Source organism: Delftia sp. PE138 (genome assembly GCF_018320755.1).
Lineage (GTDB): Bacteria > Pseudomonadota > Gammaproteobacteria > Burkholderiales > Burkholderiaceae_C > Comamonas > Comamonas tsuruhatensis.
This window is the reverse complement of the sequence record NZ_JABEPN010000004.1, coordinates 469,791-489,637: the sequence shown is the minus strand read 5'-3', so window position 1 is coordinate 489,637 and position 19,847 is coordinate 469,791. Positions and strand designations below refer to the sequence as shown.

Here is a 19,847-nt window from a genome sequence, read left to right as displayed (position 1 = left end):
AAGTCCTGCGGCCGCGTAGGAGTCAGCCGTATGCTACGGTAGAGCTAACTTAATATCATAAGTAAACGGTTTATGTTTAATATTGGTTTGAAATTGTTAAAAAGTTTTTAATAATAGATTGTATTTTGCTCAAGAATTATTATGAGAATAACCTCGAAAATTATTACACCAAGCTTCAGTGGCTAATATTCTGCTCAATTATTAATCAGGCTTTTTATTAGGTCCGGATTAACGTCATTCGGAGAAACTCCAGCATTGTTTTGTAGAAATGGATCGGCTCCATTAATTATAAGAATTTTTGCCAGTTCGAAATTATCTGACGTATTTTGAGCCAGCAATCTTAGGAGTGGAGTTGCTCCAGTGCTATTTTTTTCGTTTACGGAAGCCCCAGATTGGATGAGAAATTCTATATTTCTCTTGCATTTGTATTCGCAACTAAAATGCAGAGCCGTCCAGTTGGCACTGTCCTTTTGATTGACGTTGGCACCATTAGCTATGAGCCATTTAAGAAAATTATTATTCTCATCACTCATGGCTGCGCGCATTAAGGGCGTTGTCTGACAATTTCTCCTTGGATCGGCAGAATTTACACTTGCCAAACCTGATGATATTAGTTTCTTCATTGCTTCAAAATCATCTGAAACAAATGCATCCATCATTTCTGAGTGAATTTTGGTACTATTTTTCATGGCAGTTCGTATTTGTGGCTCATATTTAGTTTAGGATCTTCTATTTGATAGAAGTTGGCGTTGTTCATATGATCATTAAACAGGGCTTGACTCATGCATTTTTTTTCTGCTGCCGCCTTCTCTCTCCAAAATTCATGGCCGCGTTTATGACCTAGATGATAAGCTCCTTTAATTGGCGTCAGCTCGTTTGCATCTAAAAACTCTCCTGCTGCATTTTTGGCGGCTTTCATCTCAACGGTTGCCCTTACATCTGCTCTAATGTAAGGCCTGTGTAGTGTAGGACAAGAATCATCACACTCGCATCTAGGTTTATTTCCAAATTGCCCATTTGATTTTCTGTCTTGTGATGTCCAATGCAATCCAAGTGGATCAAGGAAAATAAGAGGGTTTGGTGCAAATCTAAATAAATTCAATCCTCCTTCCAACCCAATTGGGTCTTGATGGACAAACCGTCCAACCACCGGATCGTAGTACCGAAACCGGTTGTAGTGCAGCCCCGTCTCCTCATCAAACTGCTGTCCCTGGAAGCGGAAGGGTTGCTCAATGGGCGGTGATGGAGGTGGTGCAACAGGCTTTGAACCCCAAGCGCGATTTCCGCTGGGTCGATCATCGGTCCCTGTGCGCAACACGCTGCGCATGACCGCCTCGCCCCAGACCTTGTAATCAGCAGCCCAGGCTACCTGGCCTTGTTCGTCGGTCAGCTCCAGCGGCGCACCGATCTGGTCGCATTGGTACCAGTAGGTGCTGTGTTCCTCGCCCGCTCCCTGGATGGTGGCCAGCGGTACAAAGCTGCCTGGCTCGTAGATATAGAGCGCCTGCCTTGCACCGCGTTGGCTGTGCACCATGAGGTCGCCGTCCCAGAGGTAGTGGGTGCTGCCGAAGGCATCGCTTTTGGCGACACGTCGGCCCAGGGGGTCGTAGGCATAGCGCGTGGCCTGGGTGACGCCATGGCGCGTGGTGTTCGATTCGATGAGCTGGTGGTCTGCGTTCCAGGTCAGGTCCAGCACTTCCTGGGTGCCGGCCTTCTGTTTGCCCCGGGTGCGCTTTGTGACGTTGCCGTGCACGTCGTATTCAAAGTGCAGGTCTTGGTAGAAGCGCAGGCGGTTGTCGCCCACCACGCCAAGAGTGGTGTCCACGGGCTGGCCGTCTTTGCCGGGGATGGAGTCCAGCAGGTTGCCTGCGGGGTCGAAGGCAAACAGTTCGCGGGCCAGCGGGCTGCCTTGTGCCGGGAGGCTGGCGAGGATGCGGCCCGTGGGGTCGTAGCGGAAGTCCTGGCGGCCGCGCAGGGAGTCGGCACGGGCGATGAGCTGGCCTGCGGCGTCGTAGGCGTAGCCACGCTCCAGCGTTGCGTTGGAGTTGCCGGGCCGGATCACGTGGCCGCTGCCTTGCAGCGCTGCGCGGTGGCGCAGCAGGCGCCCGGCCGGATCCCAGTCGTAGCGGCTGGACAGTGCGCCCTGGCTGCGGCGCACTTCGCGGTGCAGGGCGTCGCGTTCGATGTCGGCGATGACCTGGTGGGCGGCCGGGGGCTGGTCAGGGCCTTGTGTTGCAGCGATGTTGATTTGGTGCAGATGGCCCGAGCCATAGAACAGCCAGTGCAGGGTGCGGCCATCTGGCATGCGGGTGTGGCTGCGGTTGCCCAGTTCGTCGTAGCCGTGCGAGAGGCTGCGCTGCAGTTTCTGGCGGGCCTGGCCTGTGGCATTGCCGAGAGCCTGCAGGGTCTGGGTCTCGCTGAGCAACTGGCCCAAGGGGTCATAGGCAAAGGCCAGGTGGGAGGCGGCGTTGCTGGCCTGGGTCAGGCGGCCCAGGGCGTCGTAGCGGTAGGTGGTTTCTTCCACGGGGCCGGTGTGGCCCAGGGCGCGCTTGGCCAGCAGACGGCCCAGGGCATCGCGCTCGAAGCAGGTGACCTTGCCGGGCCCGGCGTCGCTGCCGCCGGCCTCGATGACGTGGGTCAGTTCACCGGCGGCGTTGTAGATGTAGCGCTGCCAGCGGCCGTCGAAGCCGACTTCGTCGGTGAGCTGGTCGCGCAGATCGTAGCGGAAGTGGGTGCGGGCGTGGTTCTCGTTGTCCAGGGCAATAAGGCGGCCGGCGCGGTCGTAGTGGTAGGCGAGGCTGCGGCCTGCGGCGTCAATCCTGGTGAGCGGGCGGCCCATGCCGTCGTAGGTGTAGCGGGTGCTCTGGCCCATGGGGTCGGTGTAGGCCAGCAGGTGGCCTTCGCCGTTCCAGACGTAGAGGTGGGTGGGGCTGGCGGGCTGGCTGCTGGGGCCTGCGGGGCTGGATGGCTCGATGACACGTATCAGCTGGCCCGCATCGTTGTATTCGTAGCGGGTCTGCTGGCCCAGCGCATCGGTGCGTAGCACGGGCTGGCCCAGGGCGTCGTAGGCGAAGCGCGTGGTCTGGCCCGAGCAGTCGGTGTAGGCCACAAGGCGGTCGGCCTCATCCCAGGCCAGGCGCTTGAAGCCTCCCTTGGCGTCAATGACTTCCACGGTGCGGCCCCGGGCGTCATGGCGGTAGCGCGTGGTGCGGCCCAAGGGGTCGGTGGCCTGCACAAGGTGGCCCCGGCTGTCGTATTCCTGTTGCCATTCGTGGCCGAGGGCGTCGCGCAGCGTGGTGACCAGGTCCAGCGGGTTGTATTCCAGTGTGGTGGCATGGCCCATGGCGTCGATGATCTGGACCAGGTTGCCGCGTGCATCGCGGCGCAGGGTGGTGCGGCGGCCCAGGGGGTCTATGCGGCCTGTGGAGGCGCCGGTGGCATCGGTGGGGGTCTGCTCGATGATCTGTTCGGGCGTGCCTTCCGCGATGACGGTGGCGATGATGTTGAAGCGCGCATCCCAGTGGTAGGCGGTGGTGCGGCCCAGGCCGTCGGTGTGGCGCGTTACACGCTCATGGGGCAGGTAGGTGAAGCGGTCGTCGTCCTGGCCGGGCACCGGCGTGTCGGCGCACCAGGAGCGCAGCACGCGGCCCTGGGGTCCTTCGATGTCGTACTGGGCGAAGTAGCGATGCCCGCTGGATTTGCGGTAGCCCACCAGCACGCCGGAGCGCCAGGCGTATTGGCGGTAGGGCTGGCTGCCGTGGTGCGTGGAGATGAGCTGGCCCTGGGCGTCGTAGGCGTACTGGGCCAGGGTCTGCGGGGCGTGCTCCGGGGCATGCAGGACCACGGCAGTCAGGCGGGCGCCGGCAAAGGCGTCCAGCGGCAGTGTGCCTGGCGCGCTCCAGTGCAGGTGCAGGCGGCGGCCTGCGGTGTCGCTCAGGCCGGCGAGCAGGGGGCGGGCAAAGGGTGCGTGTGGCTTGCCCTGTGTGGCGGGGGCAGCACCCTGGCCTGCGGCGTAGCGTGCACTCCAGGTCTGCGTTGTGGCGGGTTCGTCCGAGCCCAGGGCGTATTTCCAATGCAATTGCACGGTGTTGCCGTCGCGGTCCTGGAGCGCGGCCAGCGGCAGGCGCCATTGCTCGGGTGCTTCGCGGCGGAAGAGGCGGGACAGGCCTTCCTTGTAGGTGATGGCCCAGAGGTCGGGTTCGGGGTGGCTGAGCGTGAACTTTTCATAGATGTCGAAATGCTCGGCTCCCACGGCCAGGGAGGGCAATGTGACGTACAGGCCTGTGTCGTCTGCCAGTACGCAGCCATCGGCCGACAGGCGCAGTTCCTGCGTGAATTCATGGCTCCAGCCCCGGCCCCAGGGACTTTCTTCGGCAAGGCCCGAGATGTAGCGGCGCCGCCAGACGATGGGTATGGGGCCTGCGAGGGTGAAATCGGTTTCGTCCAGGTGCTTCTGCCCGGTGGAAAGAATCACGGGAAAACGCGTGGCGCACTGCGAGCAGGGGCCCTTGCCATCGGGCTTCTTGGTGTCGCTGTGTTCGGTGGTGGGGTGCTGATCGCTGTTGCCCTGGCTTTTGGTTTTGCGCTTGAATTTACCTGCCAGTGCCAACAGCAAGGCCATGCCGCTGCCCATGAGCCACAGCGCCAGTTGCATGCGGGCATGTTCCATTTGGGCAGGTGTCATCTCCGTGCCCCAGTTGGCCGTGATGTTGCGGATTTCCTCGGCCGCTTGTATTGCCGCCTGGCCGGTGCCCACGGCGCGGTCCACCATGACGGCGCCCCCTACGGCCTGACCCAGGACAGGGACGCCTTGCACGGCAGTGGCTCCGATGGAGACGGCCAGGCCCATGTAGGTTTCTGGGTCCTTGAGCATTGCCAGCAATTCCTCGGCCTGGGCCTGACCGGCCGCGCTGAAATGCCGCAATTCCATGCCGGTCAGCACGTTTTTGCCGTTCTCGATCATCTTGGCGGTTTCAGGCGCCAGTTTGATCAGGATGGCATTGGTCAGCGTGGTGACGCCGTTGACCACCATCTCGCCCGCCTCATGGACGACAGACTTGACGTAGGTGACGTGCTGGTTGACGTGGTCCTTGACCTTGGTGAATAGGCCCACGATGACACTGACGGGATCGTGCTTGCCGGTATCCATGGCGCCGTAGCGGTTGGCCATGTCGGTGCCGTATTCCTTGACGGTGCCCAGCGGGACCTTGATGGCGCGGCTGTTGTTGGAGTGCCAGGCCACGCCGGGGTCGCCCTTGGGCTTGAGGTGGACCGGGGTGGCCGGGTCGAAGGTCCAGGCGTTGGCGGTCTGGGTGATGGCGCCATCGCCGCCGCTGAAGATGTGCGTGCCCATGGTGTTCAGGACTCCTTGCTTTGCAGAAAACGGGCCGAGAAGGTCTGCGTTGCGGCGCCGTTGCTGCTGTGGATGGGGTATGCGTTGCGAGTGGACTGGACGCAGATGGTGCGTTCCAGCGCCACGGCGGCCACTTCCTCGCCTTCATCCAGCACCCAGCTGAGGATGGAGTTGGGCGGGCGCGCATCGTGGCGAAGGCGCTGGGCGGCCAGGGCCCAGTGCAAGGGGCCGGTGGCGGCGCCGACCTGGCCGGTCATGGCTGCAGGCTCCCAGGTATCTGGCTGGAAGCTGCCGTCCAGCCGAGCCCGTGCCATGACCTGGATGGCCGCGCGCCAGTCCGATCCGTCGAAATCGGAAACGGCGCAGCCCACGTGTTCCTCCTTCCAGCCCGCGCCGTCGAGGGCGCCGCGCAGCACCTCGGCCAAAGGCGCTGCATCGGCCCGCTGGTGTGGCAGGCGATGGGGGCCGGCGCCGCGTGCCAGGGAGGGGACATGCAGCACCAGATGGCGGTCATCCCGGTAGGTCGTGTCTGGCGCGGCCTGCAGCAGCAGGGCGGCAGCCGCCTCTCCGGCAATGCAGCCCTGTGGGCGGCTGTCGGTCAACAGGCCTGCCTGGGCATGGGCTTGCACCAGGTTGGCTTCGTCCAGCAGGCTGTCTACCGCCAGCAGCAAGGCATGGTCATCGGCTGCGGTGGGCCGGCCCAGGGTCTGCAGGGCGTCATAGCCGGCGCCATGTCCTCCGAAGACGGGGGTCAGGGGAATGCTGATCAGGGGGGCCGACGCTTTGGGGCCTGCCCAGCGTTCCAGCGCGGCAAGTGTCTGGCGCCACAGTGCAGCGGCCTCGTCACCGGACACGCGCATGGGCAATGCCAGCACGATGCGGCGTGGCAGTGCGACCGGGGCGTCGGCGGGCCGGCTTTGCACGTCCGCAATGAGGTCGGCCAGTGCCGCGCCCAGCAGCTTGGCCAGGCGTGCCGTCTGCTGCTCGCCTTCGGTGATCTCAGGACAGGGGGCGATGGTGACGGGATGGGGGCTGACGGCTGCAACGACGAGTTTGCGCATGCGCTTTTGCATGCCGACCCAGGAGGCGGCCGACTGCCAGGCGCTGGTGCCGATGCAGGTGACTGCCCCGGCATGCTGGATGCGCCACAGGCAGGGGGATGAGGGTGGTGTGTTCGAGGAGGCCATGCGGGAACTCATTGCGGGGCGGCGGGGACCGCGGGGGCGTTTTCATGGGCCCAGAGATGGACCACGGCGATGCGTTCCTGCGCGGCAAGGGGCAGCAGGGCGCGCCAGACCAGCGAGGCATCGGCTTGCTCCGTGTCCACGGCCAGCGTGTCCCAACGCAGCTCCTGGGGCGGCAAAAGCGTGCCGCCCGCAGTCTCAGCCTGTGCCAAAAGGGCCACCCGTGGCCAGACGAAACGCATCAGCGGCTCGGTGCCCATGTGGTGCAGTGCCAGTACGTCTCCGGGCCGCGGCGACTCGGCCAGCTGCAGCGATTGCGGTGCGGCGTTGCGGTGGCGTGGATCATGGTCCAGGGGCAACAGCGGTGCGCGGCTCTGGCGCCAGGCGTCGTCGAAGCTGCCCTGCAGCGCGCGGCGCGGCTGGTGGTGGGCAGGCACCAGGCCCAGGCCAAGGGCCTGTTCCGCCACGGTGTCATCCCAGTACCTGAGCGGTTTGTCCAGCGCCTGCATCCATGGCAGGGGCGCCGAGGCGGCCTGCGCCGCCGTGCCGTAGAAACCCATGCCGTCCGGGTTGTGCTCGTCCACCAGGCTGTTGCCCCTGGCGTCCAGCGTTTGTCCTCCAAAGGCAAACGGCCGCAGCAGCGGGATGCGCAATGACGGCCCCAGCTCACTGGCCTTCAACTGGCCAAAGTCCTTGATCCATATCCGTGGGCTGAATGCCCTCAGTGCGGCCAGGCGGTGCTGGCGGCCCTGGCGCTCATAGTCCACGGCGACGTCGATGCTGGAGGCCGGGCGCCCGTTCGGCGATACGGCGCAGGCGTCGAGCAGCAGGTCGAACCAGGGTTTGGGAGGCACATGCTCCGGTTCGCAGATCGGCCAGGGTTGCTGTGCACGCGGCTGAAGCACCTGGGCCTGGAACTCGTCCCTGGCAAGACTGCCCAGGGGGCGCAGCAGGCCGGCGCGGTGGATGGGGCGCTGGCGCTCGGCCGGCCGCAGCCTGGGCAGGTTCGTGGCGCCGGCGGCCAGCTCCCAGGTTCCCTTGGCGACGAGGGCCAGCGAGTGCACGCCCTGCGCGTCCGTATGGGGAAAGGCCTGGGCAGCGAACGGGGTGTTGTTGAGGATGCTGCAGTTCATTGCGCCGTCCCGTCGTCTTCCAGGCTGCTGATGAGCTGGATCGTCTCTACGGCAGTCATCTGCCGCCGGGCATGGTCTTCGTGGGACAACGGGAACGGCCGGCCGGTGCGGGCCGCATGCTCCACATACAGCCAGCGGCGCAGGCCGTGGCCTACGTCAAAGGCTTCCTCGAGCGGCAGCACGGTGTGCAGTGGCCGACCCGCACGCAGGCGGATGCCGTCCAGCGGCCAGAGAAGCTCCTTGAGCGCGGGATCTGTCCAATCGCCGATCTGCCCGGGCTCCAGCGCCTGGCAACCATTGGCGGCAAAGACCTCGCAGGCCAGGGTGCGCAGCGCGGCGGTGCGGGCGGGAGCCTGCCCGTGTGTATGGGTGAGCTCGCCTGGCACTTTGCCAAACACCAGCCGCAGCAGATCGCGCTCTGCGGCTGTGACCGGCCTGTCCTGTTGCTCGATGAAGCGCAGTGTCGGCAGCAGGCCTTGAAGACGGCCGGCAAGGGCCACCGTGCGCAGTACGGTGTCGGGGGGCAGACGCAGGCCCTGGGTGACGGCCGAAAGCGCCTGCTCAGGCTGGCGCGCGGTCCACAGCGCCATGGCGGTGTCCGTTGCCGAGGCCCAGAGTCCTGGGTGGGATTCCTCCGTGGGGCCATCGTTGGCGGTGAGTCGCTCGATGTAGCGCGCAAGCTCCCGCTGCAGCAGGCTCCCACCGGCTACGCACAGGATCTCCAGCGCACGGCGCTGCAGCGCCAGGTCATGGCCTTGCAGTACGGCGGCCAGCCGGGGCGCGGCCTGATCGGGCAACTGGCCCATGCGGGCGCAGGCCAGCAGGCAGGCTTCAGTGTCCGCACCCCGCCTGGCCGCTGCGTGTACCGCGTCAAGGTGGCTTGGCAGGGCCAGCAGGCCGGCCAGCTCCACGCCCAGGGCCTGCAGGCGGTCGTCGCCCGATGCCAGCAGGTGGACGCAGGTGTCTTCAGCGGCGTGGAACCACAGGCCATCGCGCACGGCAACGGGATGCTCCGGGAGCAATTGCGCAATCAAGGCAAGCCGTGCTGCGGCATCGGCCTCATGCGCTTCTGAAAGGGCGATGCGGACATGCGCCGAGCCTGCCCGGTCAACCGGCAGTGCCTGTGCGTGGGACGCGGCAGCTTCTTCCTGGGCCACTGTGCCGCCGTAGTAGCGGCATGCCGCCATCAGCATGTCCAGCCGCTGGTCGGTGGCCTTCAATGCCCTGAGTGTGTGTTCGGTCCGCAGCAATGCGGCGCGGCGGCCATAGGCACGGATGGCTGTCGCCAACTGGCGTGACAGCATTGCGGGCAGCGGCGGAGCGGCAGGAGCGCGGAAAAGGGGAGTTGACGTGTTCATTCGGTCGAAGCGAAGGGAAGGGCTTGCGGCGCATGCCGCGTTCGCAGGGGCGTTGCCTTCGGCGGCCTAGTCAGTTGAGTTCGATGGAGCCACCTTCGAGACGGTGGGTTTCGACGGCGGCAGCCGTGATGGTCTGGCCCCGGATCTGTACTTGCCCATCACGGGTGAACTGCAGTCGCGTGTCGGCGCAATGGATGAGCACGCTTTGCACGGCTTGCAGCTCCAGGCTGGCCACGCGCAGGCTCAGGGCACCGCTGGCGCGGTCGAATTCCCAGGGCGGGCAGGCCGGTGCCTGCGCTGCGGGCCAGGCGGCGACGATCAAGGGGGCAAGGTCGTGCTGCCCCTCCTTGGGACTGGGCATTGCGACCAGTACGTGCTGTCCGCTCACCAGTCTGGGCAGGTGGGTGGACGCGACCGCCTGCCACTGCTGGCCAAGGCACTCGATGGTGATGCTTCCATCGTCTTGCTGGGGTTGCAGAACCTGTGCGGGCTGCAGGCCAGATGCCGTGGGGATGGCCTGTGCCTGGGCCGGGCGTTGGAGTGCGGTCATGGGTGTGCTCCTTGAAGACTGGGGTGCTGTTGGGTGTGGCCGGGGCCGTGGCGTGGATCAGTTTTCATGGATGCCGCCGGAACTGGTGGTGACATCGTTGGCACCGATGAGCTGGATGCTGTTGCCATTGACGGTGATGGTTCCGTCTGCCTTGAGCACAAGGCTGCTGCTCCCCACGGTGATGGCGACGCTTTGCGCGTCCATGGTGATGTTGGAGCCGCCGCCGCCGCCACCCGAGCCGCTTTCGGACGGCGCAACCACATTGCTTGCGAGACCGCCGCCTGCGGAAGATCCGCCGCCACCGCCGCCCCCAACGGTCAGCGAATACGTGGTGCCGACCGTGGTTGTCTTGGTGCTGCCAACCGTGGTGGACTGGCTGCTGCCCACGCTGGTGGTCTGGGTGCTGCCGACGATGGTGGCCATGATGGCGCCCACGTTCAGGTTGTAGGCGACGCCGACGTTTTCCATGCGCCCCACGCCCACGTTCTGCATGTAGGCGATGCCGATGGTCTCGGTCTTCATCTTGCCCACCTTGATCGACCAGTTGTTGCCGATCTTGTCCTTCTCGTTGCGGCCTATGGTCTTGCTGCGGTTCTTGCCGATGGAGATGTTCTCGTCGATGCCAACGTCTTCATTGCGGTTGTCGCCGATGCTGATCTTCTCGTTGTGGTCCACCCGCTCCGTGCGGTTGTTGTGCACGGTGATGGTCTCGTCACGGTCCACGGTCTCGGTGCGGTCGCGGTGGATGACGTTGGTCTCGTCCCGGTCGATGGTCTTGCGCCGGTCGTTGCCCACCCATTTGTCCTCGTCGTTCTCGACTTCGGTGAGCTGGTCCTTCTGCGCGTGCAGCCAAAGCTGCTCTTGCCCAGCCTTGTCCTCGAAGCGGATGGCGTTGGCGTCGCCCTGGCCGTTCTTCATGCCCGCGCCTGGGGCGCCGCCCTTGCTCGACCGGGTCTTGATGCCCGATTGCGTGGCGTTGGCCGGCAGTGCCCAGGGCGGCATGTTGGAGGCGTTGTAGACGCAGCCCATGACGATGGGGTGGTCAGGATCCCCGTTGAGGAAGTCCACGATGACTTCCATGCCGATGCGCGGGATGTGCACGGCGCCAAAGCCCGGCCCGGCCCAGCTGGTGGCCACGCGCATCCAGCAGCTGGAGTTCTCGTTCATGCCGCCGATGCGATCCCAGTGGAACTGCACCTTGACGCGGCCGTACTGGTCGCACCAGATCTCTTCGCCTGCGGGGCCCACGACGACGGCGGTCTGCGGGCCCGTGGTACGTGGTTTGGCGGTGATGCGCTGGGGCTTGAAGGGAAGGCTGGTGGGCTGGGCCTGGAGCACGAATTTCTGCACCGAGCCTTCGCCGCTGCCGCCGTCGCTGACGCGCGGGTTCTCCTCGAAGGCATAGTCGACCGCCGTGACCAGGTAGGTCTGGTTCTGGTCGCCGCGCGGATAGTTGTCCAGCGTGAAGGTGTAGCCCGGCGCCATGGCGCGGTGGTTGGAGCGGCCCTGCACCGTGCTCTGGCGCGTGAGGCTTTGCTGCAGGCGCACGCGGATGTAGTCCTCGCCGTCGCCGGTCTCGGTGTAGCCGCCCGGCCATTCGTAGATCTCGTAGGCGTCGTGCGCGTGGCCGGGCGGGTTGCGGCGCATGTTGGACAGCTCGGCGCGGGGCTTCTTGAAGTCGTAGTCGTCGTTGTAGTGCCGGCCAGGCTTGACGCGCTGGTGCAGTTCCCAGGCGTGTATGCATTCCTCGCGCGCCACGGCGGCCTTGCCCGGCGGGTGGAAGGGGATGACGGCGCCGCCCTGCAGCGGGTCGTGCGAGGCGATGACATCGTCGCCCAATGTCAGCACATGCTGGCCCGCGCTGTGCTGGTGGTAGTAGCAGATGCCCTCGTGCTCCATGAGGCGCGAGACGAACTGGAAGTCCGTCTCGTTGTACTGCACGCAGTACTCCCAGGTGCGGTAGGAGCGCGTCAGGCGCTGCTGCATGGGGTGGCCGTAGATGCCCAGGACCTCGTTGATGATGTCCGGCACCGTCTTGTTCTGGAAGATGCGGAAGTCGCTGCGGCGCGTGGCCAGCCACAGCCAGGGCGACAGGCGTGCGCGGTACAGGAAGTTGCGGTGCTCGTCCTGGCCGCGCATGCCAAAGGCAGTGACCAGGCCGTCGATGTAGCGCTTGCCGCCGTCCTGGGTCTCCACCACCACGGTGGCGCCCTTGCCCAGCAGGGCCTTGGGGTCGATGCTGTCGTCCTCGCTGAGCAGGTCGATCTCCAGGGCGAACAGATGGCTGATTTCCTCGCGCCCCTGCAGCCGGCGCAGCTGCAGCTGGTCTGCCAGGGGGGTGTTGATGGTGACTCTGCGTGTCATGGTGTCGGATCTCGCGGTGCTTGGATGTAGACAAGGGGCGGGGGCGTCAGGTCCGGGTGGGCGGACCTGCGTGCGCCGGCGGTGGATCGGGTGGAGAGGTGCCTTTGCTGCTATCGGGCTGCGTACACCAGCCCTGGACGGGCGCCGTCTGCGTCATCCAGGGCTGGATCGATGACGGGATCGGGGCGAAAGGTGTGCCCCAGCGCGATGAACTGGTAGTTGCCGCGCCGGTCGGTGAAAACAGCCAGGCCGCCAGGCGTCAAGGCCACGTTGAACCAGTCGTTGTCGGTGCGCGGTTGGTCCAGGTCCAGCTTGCCGGACTGGCTCAGTGCAAGCACGCTGCCTGCCAGGCTTTCCAGGTTCAGAACGCTGAGCTGGCGGCCGTCAGCGCCATACAGCCGTAGCTCTCCGGTGGCTTCGACCTTGCTGAGGCCCTCGCCAAGGGGGACGGATCGCTTCATGGTGGCCAGCACGAACTGGCCGCCCGGCGCCAAACGCAGGTCCGGGGGGATGTCGCCGGAGCCATGGCGGAATTCGGCCAGGCGCACGATGCGCGCATCCGTGCGCAGCGCCAGCGCTGCGCCCGTGCCGCGCTGATCGGGCAAGGCATAGGTCAGCAGCACATTGCCTGCTGACCATTCGATGGCATTGGCCCAGGTCATCGCATCGGCTCCCGCCCAGGACTGAACCTGCGCGGCCATGGCTGCAGCCGGGTCCTCGTCCCGGGGCTGCACGGTCAGGCTTGCGTTGGCGGAGATGGCCAGACGGGGCGGTGCATCCAGGCTGCCCAGGTTGCGGGTCTGCTGCAGTGTCCATTGGGGCAGCTCGAATGTCAGCAACTGATACGGCTTGCGGCCATCGGCATCGGGATCCACATGGCTGCTGGCAACGATGTGGACCATTGCGGCAGTGCGATCCTGCGCATCGTCCGTGGCCACGGAGCGGGCCAGGCAACCGCCGGGGCGCACTCCCGGCTGTGCAAGCGCCGCAACGGCAGGGGGGCTGCCGCTGCGCTCGGACAGCTGGAAACTGCCCACTTTGGATCGTTGGACGAGGTCCAGGCGATCAACGGTGCCGTTGCAGTAAACGGTATAGAGATAGCGGTACGGGTCCTGGTCGTTCGACGAGGCGAAGCTGGCCGGCTTCGCCTGCACGGACGAGACGGCAGGGCTGTCATCCGCATTGCGCGTGCATGCGACCGACAGCAAAGCGCTGGCCAGCATTACGCCAATGGTCGCGAAGCGGCGGGAAGTAGCACTCCAGGGCATGGCTAGAAGTCCTCGCGGGCAAGCACGTTGTCGACATAGTTGCGATCGCCCACGGCGCCGCGCTCGGCGGCGGGAATCCTTTCCCATTCGGCGCGGGCCGTATTGCCGTCGGCGCTGACCGTCACCCACAGTTGATCGCCTTGCATGCGTATGCGGTACTCATGCAGATTGTTGGCATAGCCGTTGAAGCCGCGCAGGGTGTCGAGTTCGAGCTGCTCGGCCGTGTAGTCCGGCAGTTCCACGGGAATGGCTGGCAATCCTTGTGCGGTTCGGGCCTGGTTCCAGGCTCTGACCAGACCTTTGAACCGCTCGCCCTTGCGCTGCTTGCCAGGATATGCCCTTGCGAAGGCCTCCTTTTCCAGGAAGAGCTTCCAGCCGCCGCGCACGTTGTCCTTCCAGTTCCAGGTCTGATTGGCGGTCGGTGCCGGTCGGGTGAGTTGGCACAGGCCCACGCCACCCAGGCCATCGCTGCTGTATTTCGGCCAATTGCCGGGAGTGCGGAATTGTTGCAGCGAGCTTTCCTGCCGCATTTTTTTTCGAAACACGATCCTGTCGGCGCCAATGCTGTTGGCAAAGGCACGGATGGCGGTGCTCGTGGGATTGGTGCCGACGATGGTCCAGGTGGCGCGCGCCCGGCGCTCCACACCGGCCGCCCGCATCGTGACCTGCACGGTCAGCAGGCCTCCACGGACTTCGGTGAACGGGATGCGCCAGCTCGGGCTGGCGCTGGTCTGCGGTGGCAGAGGGCTGTGTGCAGTGCTTCGGCCACTTCCATACGCGGTGTTGGTAGGCGGTGTGCCGCCTTCGAACGTCAGCGTGGCCGACCATTCGAAGATGGGCGTGCTCCCTGCAGGCAGCGCTTCGTTCTGCAGGACGGCAGTCACCGTGATGGTGGGCATTTGGGCATCGGCCGTGATGGCGAACTGCGGTCCTGCGGGCTGGCTGGTAATGGCAAGTGGCATGTTCAGGGGTCTCCGTAAGACGATGGATGGCTGGTCCTAGCGCGATGCCTGCACAGCGCGGGCGCGCTCCAGGTGGAGCACGGCAGCGTCCAGCAGCGGGTCGCCGCCGGCCTGGATGGAGGCGGTGAAGGCCGCGTCCACGGGCACGCGCAGGCGCGGGGTCACGCCTTGGGCTTGTGCGGCGGTGTTGTTGCCGGCAGTGGGGCCGGTTTCTGCGAGCAGGGGGACTTGCACGATGAAGCCAGCTGGCAGGTGCACGCGTGTGGCGGGGCCGGTGGCGCCGGCCGTGGTGCTGGTGGCGACGATGTCGGCACGTTGGCTGTGCTGCAGCCAGGCGGCGAACAGTTCGCAGGGGCCGGCGCAGCCGGGGCCGGTGAGCACGGCGACGGGGGCCGTGAAGGGCGCGCCCGTGGCGGCCAGCGGCAGCTGGGCCGGCAGGCCCAGGCCGCCACGGCTGCGCCAGACGCGGGCGGCGGGGTCGAACAGGCGCTGGGCGGCGTCCTGCATGCGCAGCGGCTTGTCGCGTGTGTAGAGCGAGGCCAGCATGTGGGGCAGCAGCTGGTAGGCGTCGTCGCCCCGGTGGGCGCGCAGGTCGATGACCAGGCCCGTGACCCTGGCCTGGGTGGCGGCGGCCAGGGCGCTTTCCCAGCGGCTGAGCTGGCCGGTGGCGCCGTCGGCAAAGCTGTCGAGGGCGATGTAGGCCAGGTTGCCGCCCTGGGCGCTGCGCAGCAGGAAGGAGGCGAGGGCGGGCTCGGCCGCAGGCCGGGCCGTGGTTGCGGCGGGGGCGGCGTCCAGGCGCAGGGTCTGTTCCTGGCTGGCCGGGGGCGCGCCGGCTGCGGTGCGCAGGCTCAGCGTGGCGGGCGTGCCCAGGTCCAGCGCCAGCAGGTCGGCGCGGCGGGCGTCGGCACCGGCGCGCAGCGAGGCGGGGGCAATGCGGTCCAGGTAGCGGGTCGGGCTTTCCCCTTCGATGGCGAGGATGTCGCTGCCGGGCTGCAGGCCCGCCTTGGCGGCGGCAGAGCCTGGCGCCACGCCGGTGATGGCGATGCGGCCGTCCTCGCGCAGCCAGGTGCGCGGCATGGGCATGTTGACGCTGCCGCGTGCCAGCAGCTGCGGGGACAGGCCCCGGTCTGTGCGGGCAGGCCAGGCCTGGCCGCCGGGCAGCAGAACGCGGTACTGGCCATCGCCCAGGCGCTGGCCCATTTCTGCCAGGGCCTGGGCCTGTGCGGCGCTGTCGCCGCGCTCGGCGGCGGTCTGCAGGCGCTGGCCGTAGTCGGCACGCAGCTTGCCGGCATCAAAGCCGCTGGCAGCGGCCAGCGGGTGGCGCTCGGCAATGAGGCCGATGAGGGCCTGGGCCGCATCGCCCGCGCCCAGGCGGGACAGGTCGATGTCCTGCGCGGGCTGGACGGCATGGAAGGCCAGGGCGATTTCCCGGGCGCGGTCGAAGCGCAGGCCCTGCGGCTCCAGCGTGACCACGGTGTAGCCGCGCGGCAGGGTGACCATGGGGTCGTCGGCGGTGAACAGGCGCCCGTCGGCGCCAAAGCCGGAAGGGAAGCGCTGCGTGGCATCGCTGGCCCAGACCAGCAGCTTGCCGCCCGTGGGCTCCAGGATGTCGCCGCTTTGGCGCGGCCATTCGGTGCGCACCGAGCTGGCGCGCAGCATGGCGTGCTGCTCTATGGCGTCCAGGCTGCGCCGGCCCGCGCGCTGGGGCACGTCGGCATGGACGGACAGGGCGAAGATGCGCACGCCCCGGCCCCCGGGGCGGGCACGGCCGGTGGACAGGTCATAGGTCGTGCCGTCGGGGTCGCCGGGCAGTTCGATGGCCACGCCGGTGCTGTCGCCGCGCGGCAGGGCCAGCCATTGCGACTTGGCCGGCGCCACATGGGCGGCCTGGCGCTGCACGAGGTACGGCCCCTGGTCCATGAGCGCGACCACGGCCTGGCCGCGCCGGGCGCTGTCCGTCCAGGCGTCGCCCAGCACGGCCATGACGCGGCGTGGGCCGCCCTGGTCGTCCTGCACGGGGGCGGCGCCGGAGGGCGCCGACTGTGCCGCCTCGGGCTGGGCCTGGTTGCGGTCCCACCAGGCACGGGCCTCGCTGGCGGCGCCGGTGGCCGCGTTGGTGGCCGTGCTGGCCGCGCTGCGGCCGGCCTCCAGCGCCTGCTGGCCGGCTGTTGCGGCGCCCGAGGCCCGCTGCACGGTGTCGGCGGCCTGGCCGATGGCGCCCAGGTCCAGCGCCTGCGCAGCCGGGGCGGCCAGCAGAGCTGCTGCGATCACTGCCGTGGCGGCGCGTGGCAGGCGGTGCCTTCTCATGCCGGCTCCGCAGCGCGGGTGCGCACGTCCAGCGTGAAGTCGTCGCCGCTGGCGCCGGCATGCAGGCTTTGCAGTTCCTGGCCTTGCACGGTGGCCTGCAGGAAGTGGGTAGCCATGCGCGGCAGCAGGTTCTGGGTGAGGATGCCGTCCACCATGCGCGCGCCCGATTCGACCTCGCTGCAGCGGCGGCGCACCAACTCCACGGCGGCTTCGTCGAAGCTGAACTGCGCGCCGTGGCGTTCCTCGATGCGCCGCTGGATGCGCAGCATCTGCAGCCGGATGATCTGCTCCAGCATGGCGTCGGAGATGGGGTAGTAGGGCACGACGGTCAGGCGGCCCAGCAGCGCGGCGGGGAAGGTCTGCAGCAGCGGCTGGCGCACGGCCTGTGCCAGGCCTTCCGGCGTGGGAGCCAGGTCCGGGTCGCGGCACATGTTGGCGATCAGGTCCGAGCCCACGTTGGAGGTCAGGATGATGACGGTGTTCTTGAAGTCGATGTAGCGGCCCTCGCCGTCCTCCATCCAGCCCTTGTCGAAGACCTGGAAGAACATCTCGTGCACGTCGGAGTGGGCCTTCTCGATTTCGTCGAGCAGGACCACGCTGTAGGGGCGGCGGCGCACGGCCTCGGTGAGCACGCCGCCTTCGCCGTAGCCCACGTAGCCGGGCGGCGCGCCCTTGAGGGTGGAGACGGTGTGCGCCTCCTGGAACTCGCTCATGTTGATGGTGATGAGGTTCTGCTCGCCGCCATACAGGGCTTCGGCCAGGGACAGCGCCGTCTCGGTCTTGCCCACGCCCGAGGGACCGGCCAGCAGGAACACGCCGATGGGCTTGCCCGGATCGTCCAGCCGCGCGCGGGAGGTCTGGATGCGGCGCGTGATGGCCTCCAGGCCGTGGCGCTGGCCGATGACGCGCTTCTCCAGCGTGTCTGCCAGCGAGAGCACGGACTGCACCTCGTCGCGCACCATGCGGCCCACGGGAATGCCGGTCCACTCGGCCACGACGGCGGCGACCACGCCGGCATCGACCACGGGCTGCAGCAGCGGGGCATCGCCCTGCAGCTCGGCGAGCTGGCGGCGCAGCGCTTCCAGCGAGGCCACGCTGGGTGGCTCGGCAGGTTCGGTTGCGGTGGCTTCGGCGGCCGTTTCCGGTGCCGCAGCGGACGGGTCTGCGGCTGCGTCGGTGGAGAAGACGGGCGGCTTCAGGCCCATGAGGGCGGCCTCGGTTTCCAGGATGCGGCGGGCCAGCGCGCTTTCCTGGCCGAAGCGCTCGGCCAGCGTGGCTTGGCGCTCGCGCAGGCTGGCCAGGTCGGTTTCCAGCGCCTGCAGGCGCTCGGCCGTGGGCAGGCCGAGGGCGGCCTCCCGCAGCAGCACTTCCTGCTCCACGCCCAGGGCCTCGATGCGGCGCTGCACGGCTTCCAGCTGGGCGGGCGTGGCATGCAGGGCCATGGCCACGCGCGAGCAGGCCGTGTCCAGCAGGCTGACGGCCTTGTCGGGCAGCTGGCGCGAGGGAATGTAGCGGTGCGACAGGCTGACGGCCGCGGCCACGGCGTCTGCGGCAATGCGCACCTGGTGGTGGTTTTCCAGCTTGGCGGCCACGCCGCGCAGCATGTCCACGGCGCGGGGCTCGTCGGGCTCGTGCACCTGCACCAGCTGGAAGCGGCGGGTCAGGGCCGGGTCTTTTTCGATGTATTTCTTGTACTCGGCCCAGGTGGTGGCGCCGATGGTGCGCAGCGTGCCGCGCGCCAGGGCGGGCTTGAGCAGGTTGGCGGCATCGCCGGTGCCGGCCTGGCCGCCCGCGCCCACCAGGGTGTGGACTTCGTCGATGAAGAGCACGATGGGCGTGGTGCTGGACTGCACGGCGTCCAGCAGGCCGCGCAGGCGGTTCTCGAACTCGCCCTTCATGCTGGCGCCGGCCTGCAGCAGGCCCACGTCCAGCACGCGCAGCTCCACGCCCTGCAGCGGCGGCGGCACATCGCCCTGGGCGATGCGCAGGGCCAGGCCTTCGACCACGGCGGTCTTGCCCACGCCGGCCTCGCCCACCAGGATGGGGTTGTTCTGGCGGCGGCGCAGCAGGATGTCCACCATCTGGCGCACTTCGTCGTCGCGGCCGGTGACGGGGTCCAGTTCGCCCGCCTTGGCGCGGGCCGTCAGGTCCACCGTGTACTGCTGCAGCGCACCGCCCTGGCCGGGTGCGGCGCCCGTGGCCTGGCTCGCTTCGCCCGGCGTGCCTTCCAGCCCGCCGCCATCGGCCGCGCGCATGCGTGCCTCGGGCGAGTCGGGCAGCAGGCGGGCGAAGGCATCGCTGAGCGCGGGCTCGGAGATCTTGTCGAATTCGCGCGAGATGGAGCGCAGCTCATTGGCCAGCGAGCGCGTGCGCACCATGCCCGACAGCAGATAGGCGCTGCGGATCTGGCTGTCGTTGAACATCAGCGTGGCATAGACCCAGCCGCGCTCGATGGCGGTCTCTATGTGCTCGGAGAAGTCGCTGATCGAGGTGGCGCCGCGCGGCAGCTGGTCCAGGCGGCGCAGCACATCGGCGGCCAGGCGGTCGGAGGCGATGTCGAAGTGGCGCAGGATGCGGATCAGGTCGCAATCGTTTTCCTGCAGCAGCTGGTGCAGCCAGTGCACCAGCTCCACATAGGGATTGCCGCGCAGCTTGCAGAACACGGTGGCGCCTTCCAGCGACTTGAACAGCAGCGGGTTGAGCTTGCCGAAGAGGGATTGGCGGCTGATTTCTGTCATGGGTCTTGGGTGCGGAAAAAGAGTGGATGAATGGGGGCCGGGCATGCCGGCTAGCGGCGGGGGCGGACTTCGACCTTGCGGCCCTTGGCCTGGCACTGCGCCAGCAGCCGGTCGACCCAGGCGCGTTCGACGAGGAAGCTGCTGCCGGTGATTTCCTGCGCCGTTTCACGGACGCCAGTGGCCAGGCGGATGGATTTGTTGCGCGCCATGCCTTCGCCGTGCTCCTCGGCCTCCTGCGGCGTTGCATGTGCCGGGGCCAACAGCGAGCCCAGGCTGAGAATCTCGCCGCCGTCTTGCCAGATCATCCAGACGAAGGGGCTTGGATCTTCGGGCGGCGCGGAGCGCTGCTGGACAAAGCAAAAGTGCTGACGCCTTCCCGCCAAGGAGGTGTCTGCGTACTGCAGCTTGAGTCGAAGGTAGGCGCGCAGTACGGCAGGCGAAGGGATGCTGGCCTTGACGGGACGTGAGAAGTCGTCAGGAGGGAGACCCTGGGAGGTTGCTGGCGCAGGGCTGCCGTTGTCTGCCGCAGCATTGGCCTGAGCCAGGACTGTTGCGGGCAGGGCCAGCGCAGCCACCAGACAGGCCATCCGGCACATCCGGCTGGGCGGCAACCAGGATTGGTGGAGATAC

Annotated in this window: 12 protein-coding genes; all 12 read right to left on the bottom strand. The window is 66.9% G+C overall.

Annotated features, from left to right (window positions below):
• Nucleotides 1-194: 194 nt before the first annotated feature.
• Complete coding sequence (locus HFGMBDPB_RS17145; RefSeq protein ID WP_160856183.1) at nucleotides 195-689, bottom strand: ankyrin repeat domain-containing protein; 495 nt, start codon at nucleotides 687-689, stop codon at nucleotides 195-197.
• Complete coding sequence (locus HFGMBDPB_RS29920) at nucleotides 686-5,353, bottom strand: RHS repeat-associated core domain-containing protein (RefSeq protein WP_212645862.1); 4,668 nt, start codon at nucleotides 5,351-5,353, stop codon at nucleotides 686-688. Before HFGMBDPB_RS29920 ends, HFGMBDPB_RS17145 begins: the two co-directional genes overlap by 4 nt.
• A 5-nt stretch (nucleotides 5,354-5,358) precedes the next feature.
• Entirely contained in the window at nucleotides 5,359-6,540 is a 1,182-nt protein-coding gene (locus HFGMBDPB_RS17135) for a hypothetical protein (protein WP_212645861.1), read from the bottom strand.
• A gap of 8 nt (nucleotides 6,541-6,548) precedes the next feature.
• Complete coding sequence (locus HFGMBDPB_RS17130; protein WP_212645860.1) at nucleotides 6,549-7,670, bottom strand: DUF2169 family type VI secretion system accessory protein; 1,122 nt, start codon at nucleotides 7,668-7,670, stop codon at nucleotides 6,549-6,551.
• Nucleotides 7,667-9,028 (bottom strand): hypothetical protein, encoded by a 1,362-nt coding sequence (locus HFGMBDPB_RS17125; protein WP_227741005.1) that lies wholly within the window; start codon nucleotides 9,026-9,028, stop codon nucleotides 7,667-7,669. The genes HFGMBDPB_RS17130 and HFGMBDPB_RS17125 overlap by 4 nt, the downstream gene beginning before the upstream one ends.
• Before the next feature lie 70 nt (nucleotides 9,029-9,098).
• Nucleotides 9,099-9,578 (bottom strand): hypothetical protein, encoded by a 480-nt coding sequence (locus HFGMBDPB_RS17120; protein WP_160853108.1) that lies wholly within the window; start codon nucleotides 9,576-9,578, stop codon nucleotides 9,099-9,101.
• A gap of 57 nt (nucleotides 9,579-9,635) precedes the next feature.
• Nucleotides 9,636-11,942, bottom strand: a complete 2,307-nt coding sequence (locus tag HFGMBDPB_RS17115; RefSeq protein WP_160853106.1) for a type VI secretion system Vgr family protein — start codon at nucleotides 11,940-11,942, stop codon at nucleotides 9,636-9,638.
• Between the two features lie 110 nt (nucleotides 11,943-12,052).
• Complete coding sequence (locus HFGMBDPB_RS17110; RefSeq protein ID WP_016447001.1) at nucleotides 12,053-13,210, bottom strand: hypothetical protein; 1,158 nt, start codon at nucleotides 13,208-13,210, stop codon at nucleotides 12,053-12,055.
• Between the two features lie 2 nt (nucleotides 13,211-13,212).
• Nucleotides 13,213-14,109, bottom strand: coding sequence for a hypothetical protein (locus HFGMBDPB_RS17105; protein WP_223275298.1), 897 nt, complete (start codon nucleotides 14,107-14,109; stop codon nucleotides 13,213-13,215).
• 99 nt (nucleotides 14,110-14,208) lie between these two features.
• Nucleotides 14,209-16,479: a S41 family peptidase gene (locus tag HFGMBDPB_RS17100; protein WP_212645859.1), complete on the bottom strand. Its 2,271-nt coding sequence runs from the start codon at nucleotides 16,477-16,479 to the stop codon at nucleotides 14,209-14,211.
• Entirely contained in the window at nucleotides 16,476-19,217 is a 2,742-nt protein-coding gene (gene tssH / locus HFGMBDPB_RS17095; RefSeq protein ID WP_212645858.1) for a type VI secretion system ATPase TssH, read from the bottom strand. Before tssH ends, HFGMBDPB_RS17100 begins: the two co-directional genes overlap by 4 nt.
• 50 nt (nucleotides 19,218-19,267) lie before the next feature.
• Nucleotides 19,268-19,804: a hypothetical protein gene (locus tag HFGMBDPB_RS17090; protein WP_212645857.1), complete on the bottom strand. Its 537-nt coding sequence runs from the start codon at nucleotides 19,802-19,804 to the stop codon at nucleotides 19,268-19,270.
• Nucleotides 19,805-19,847 lie beyond the last annotated feature (43 nt).

Coding starts and splice junctions, on each gene's coding strand:
- HFGMBDPB_RS29920 (WP_212645862.1), bottom strand. CDS start 5,353: ATGGGCACGCACATCTTCAGCGGCGGCGATGGCGCCATCACCCAGACC.
- HFGMBDPB_RS17125 (WP_227741005.1), bottom strand. CDS start 9,028: ATGAACACGTCAACTCCCCTTTTCCGCGCTCCTGCCGCTCCGCCGCTG.
- HFGMBDPB_RS17135 (WP_212645861.1), bottom strand. CDS start 6,540: ATGGCCTCCTCGAACACACCACCCTCATCCCCCTGCCTGTGGCGCATC.
- HFGMBDPB_RS17090 (WP_212645857.1), bottom strand. CDS start 19,804: ATGGCCTGTCTGGTGGCTGCGCTGGCCCTGCCCGCAACAGTCCTGGCT.
- HFGMBDPB_RS17120 (WP_160853108.1), bottom strand. CDS start 9,578: ATGACCGCACTCCAACGCCCGGCCCAGGCACAGGCCATCCCCACGGCA.
- HFGMBDPB_RS17115 (WP_160853106.1), bottom strand. CDS start 11,942: ATGACACGCAGAGTCACCATCAACACCCCCCTGGCAGACCAGCTGCAG.
- HFGMBDPB_RS17130 (WP_212645860.1), bottom strand. CDS start 7,670: ATGAACTGCAGCATCCTCAACAACACCCCGTTCGCTGCCCAGGCCTTT.
- HFGMBDPB_RS17100 (WP_212645859.1), bottom strand. CDS start 16,479: ATGAGAAGGCACCGCCTGCCACGCGCCGCCACGGCAGTGATCGCAGCA.
- HFGMBDPB_RS17145 (WP_160856183.1), bottom strand. CDS start 689: ATGAAAAATAGTACCAAAATTCACTCAGAAATGATGGATGCATTTGTT.
- HFGMBDPB_RS17110 (WP_016447001.1), bottom strand. CDS start 13,210: ATGCCCTGGAGTGCTACTTCCCGCCGCTTCGCGACCATTGGCGTAATG.
- tssH (WP_212645858.1), bottom strand. CDS start 19,217: ATGACAGAAATCAGCCGCCAATCCCTCTTCGGCAAGCTCAACCCGCTG.
- HFGMBDPB_RS17105 (WP_223275298.1), bottom strand. CDS start 14,109: ATGCCCACCATCACGGTGACTGCCGTCCTGCAGAACGAAGCGCTGCCT.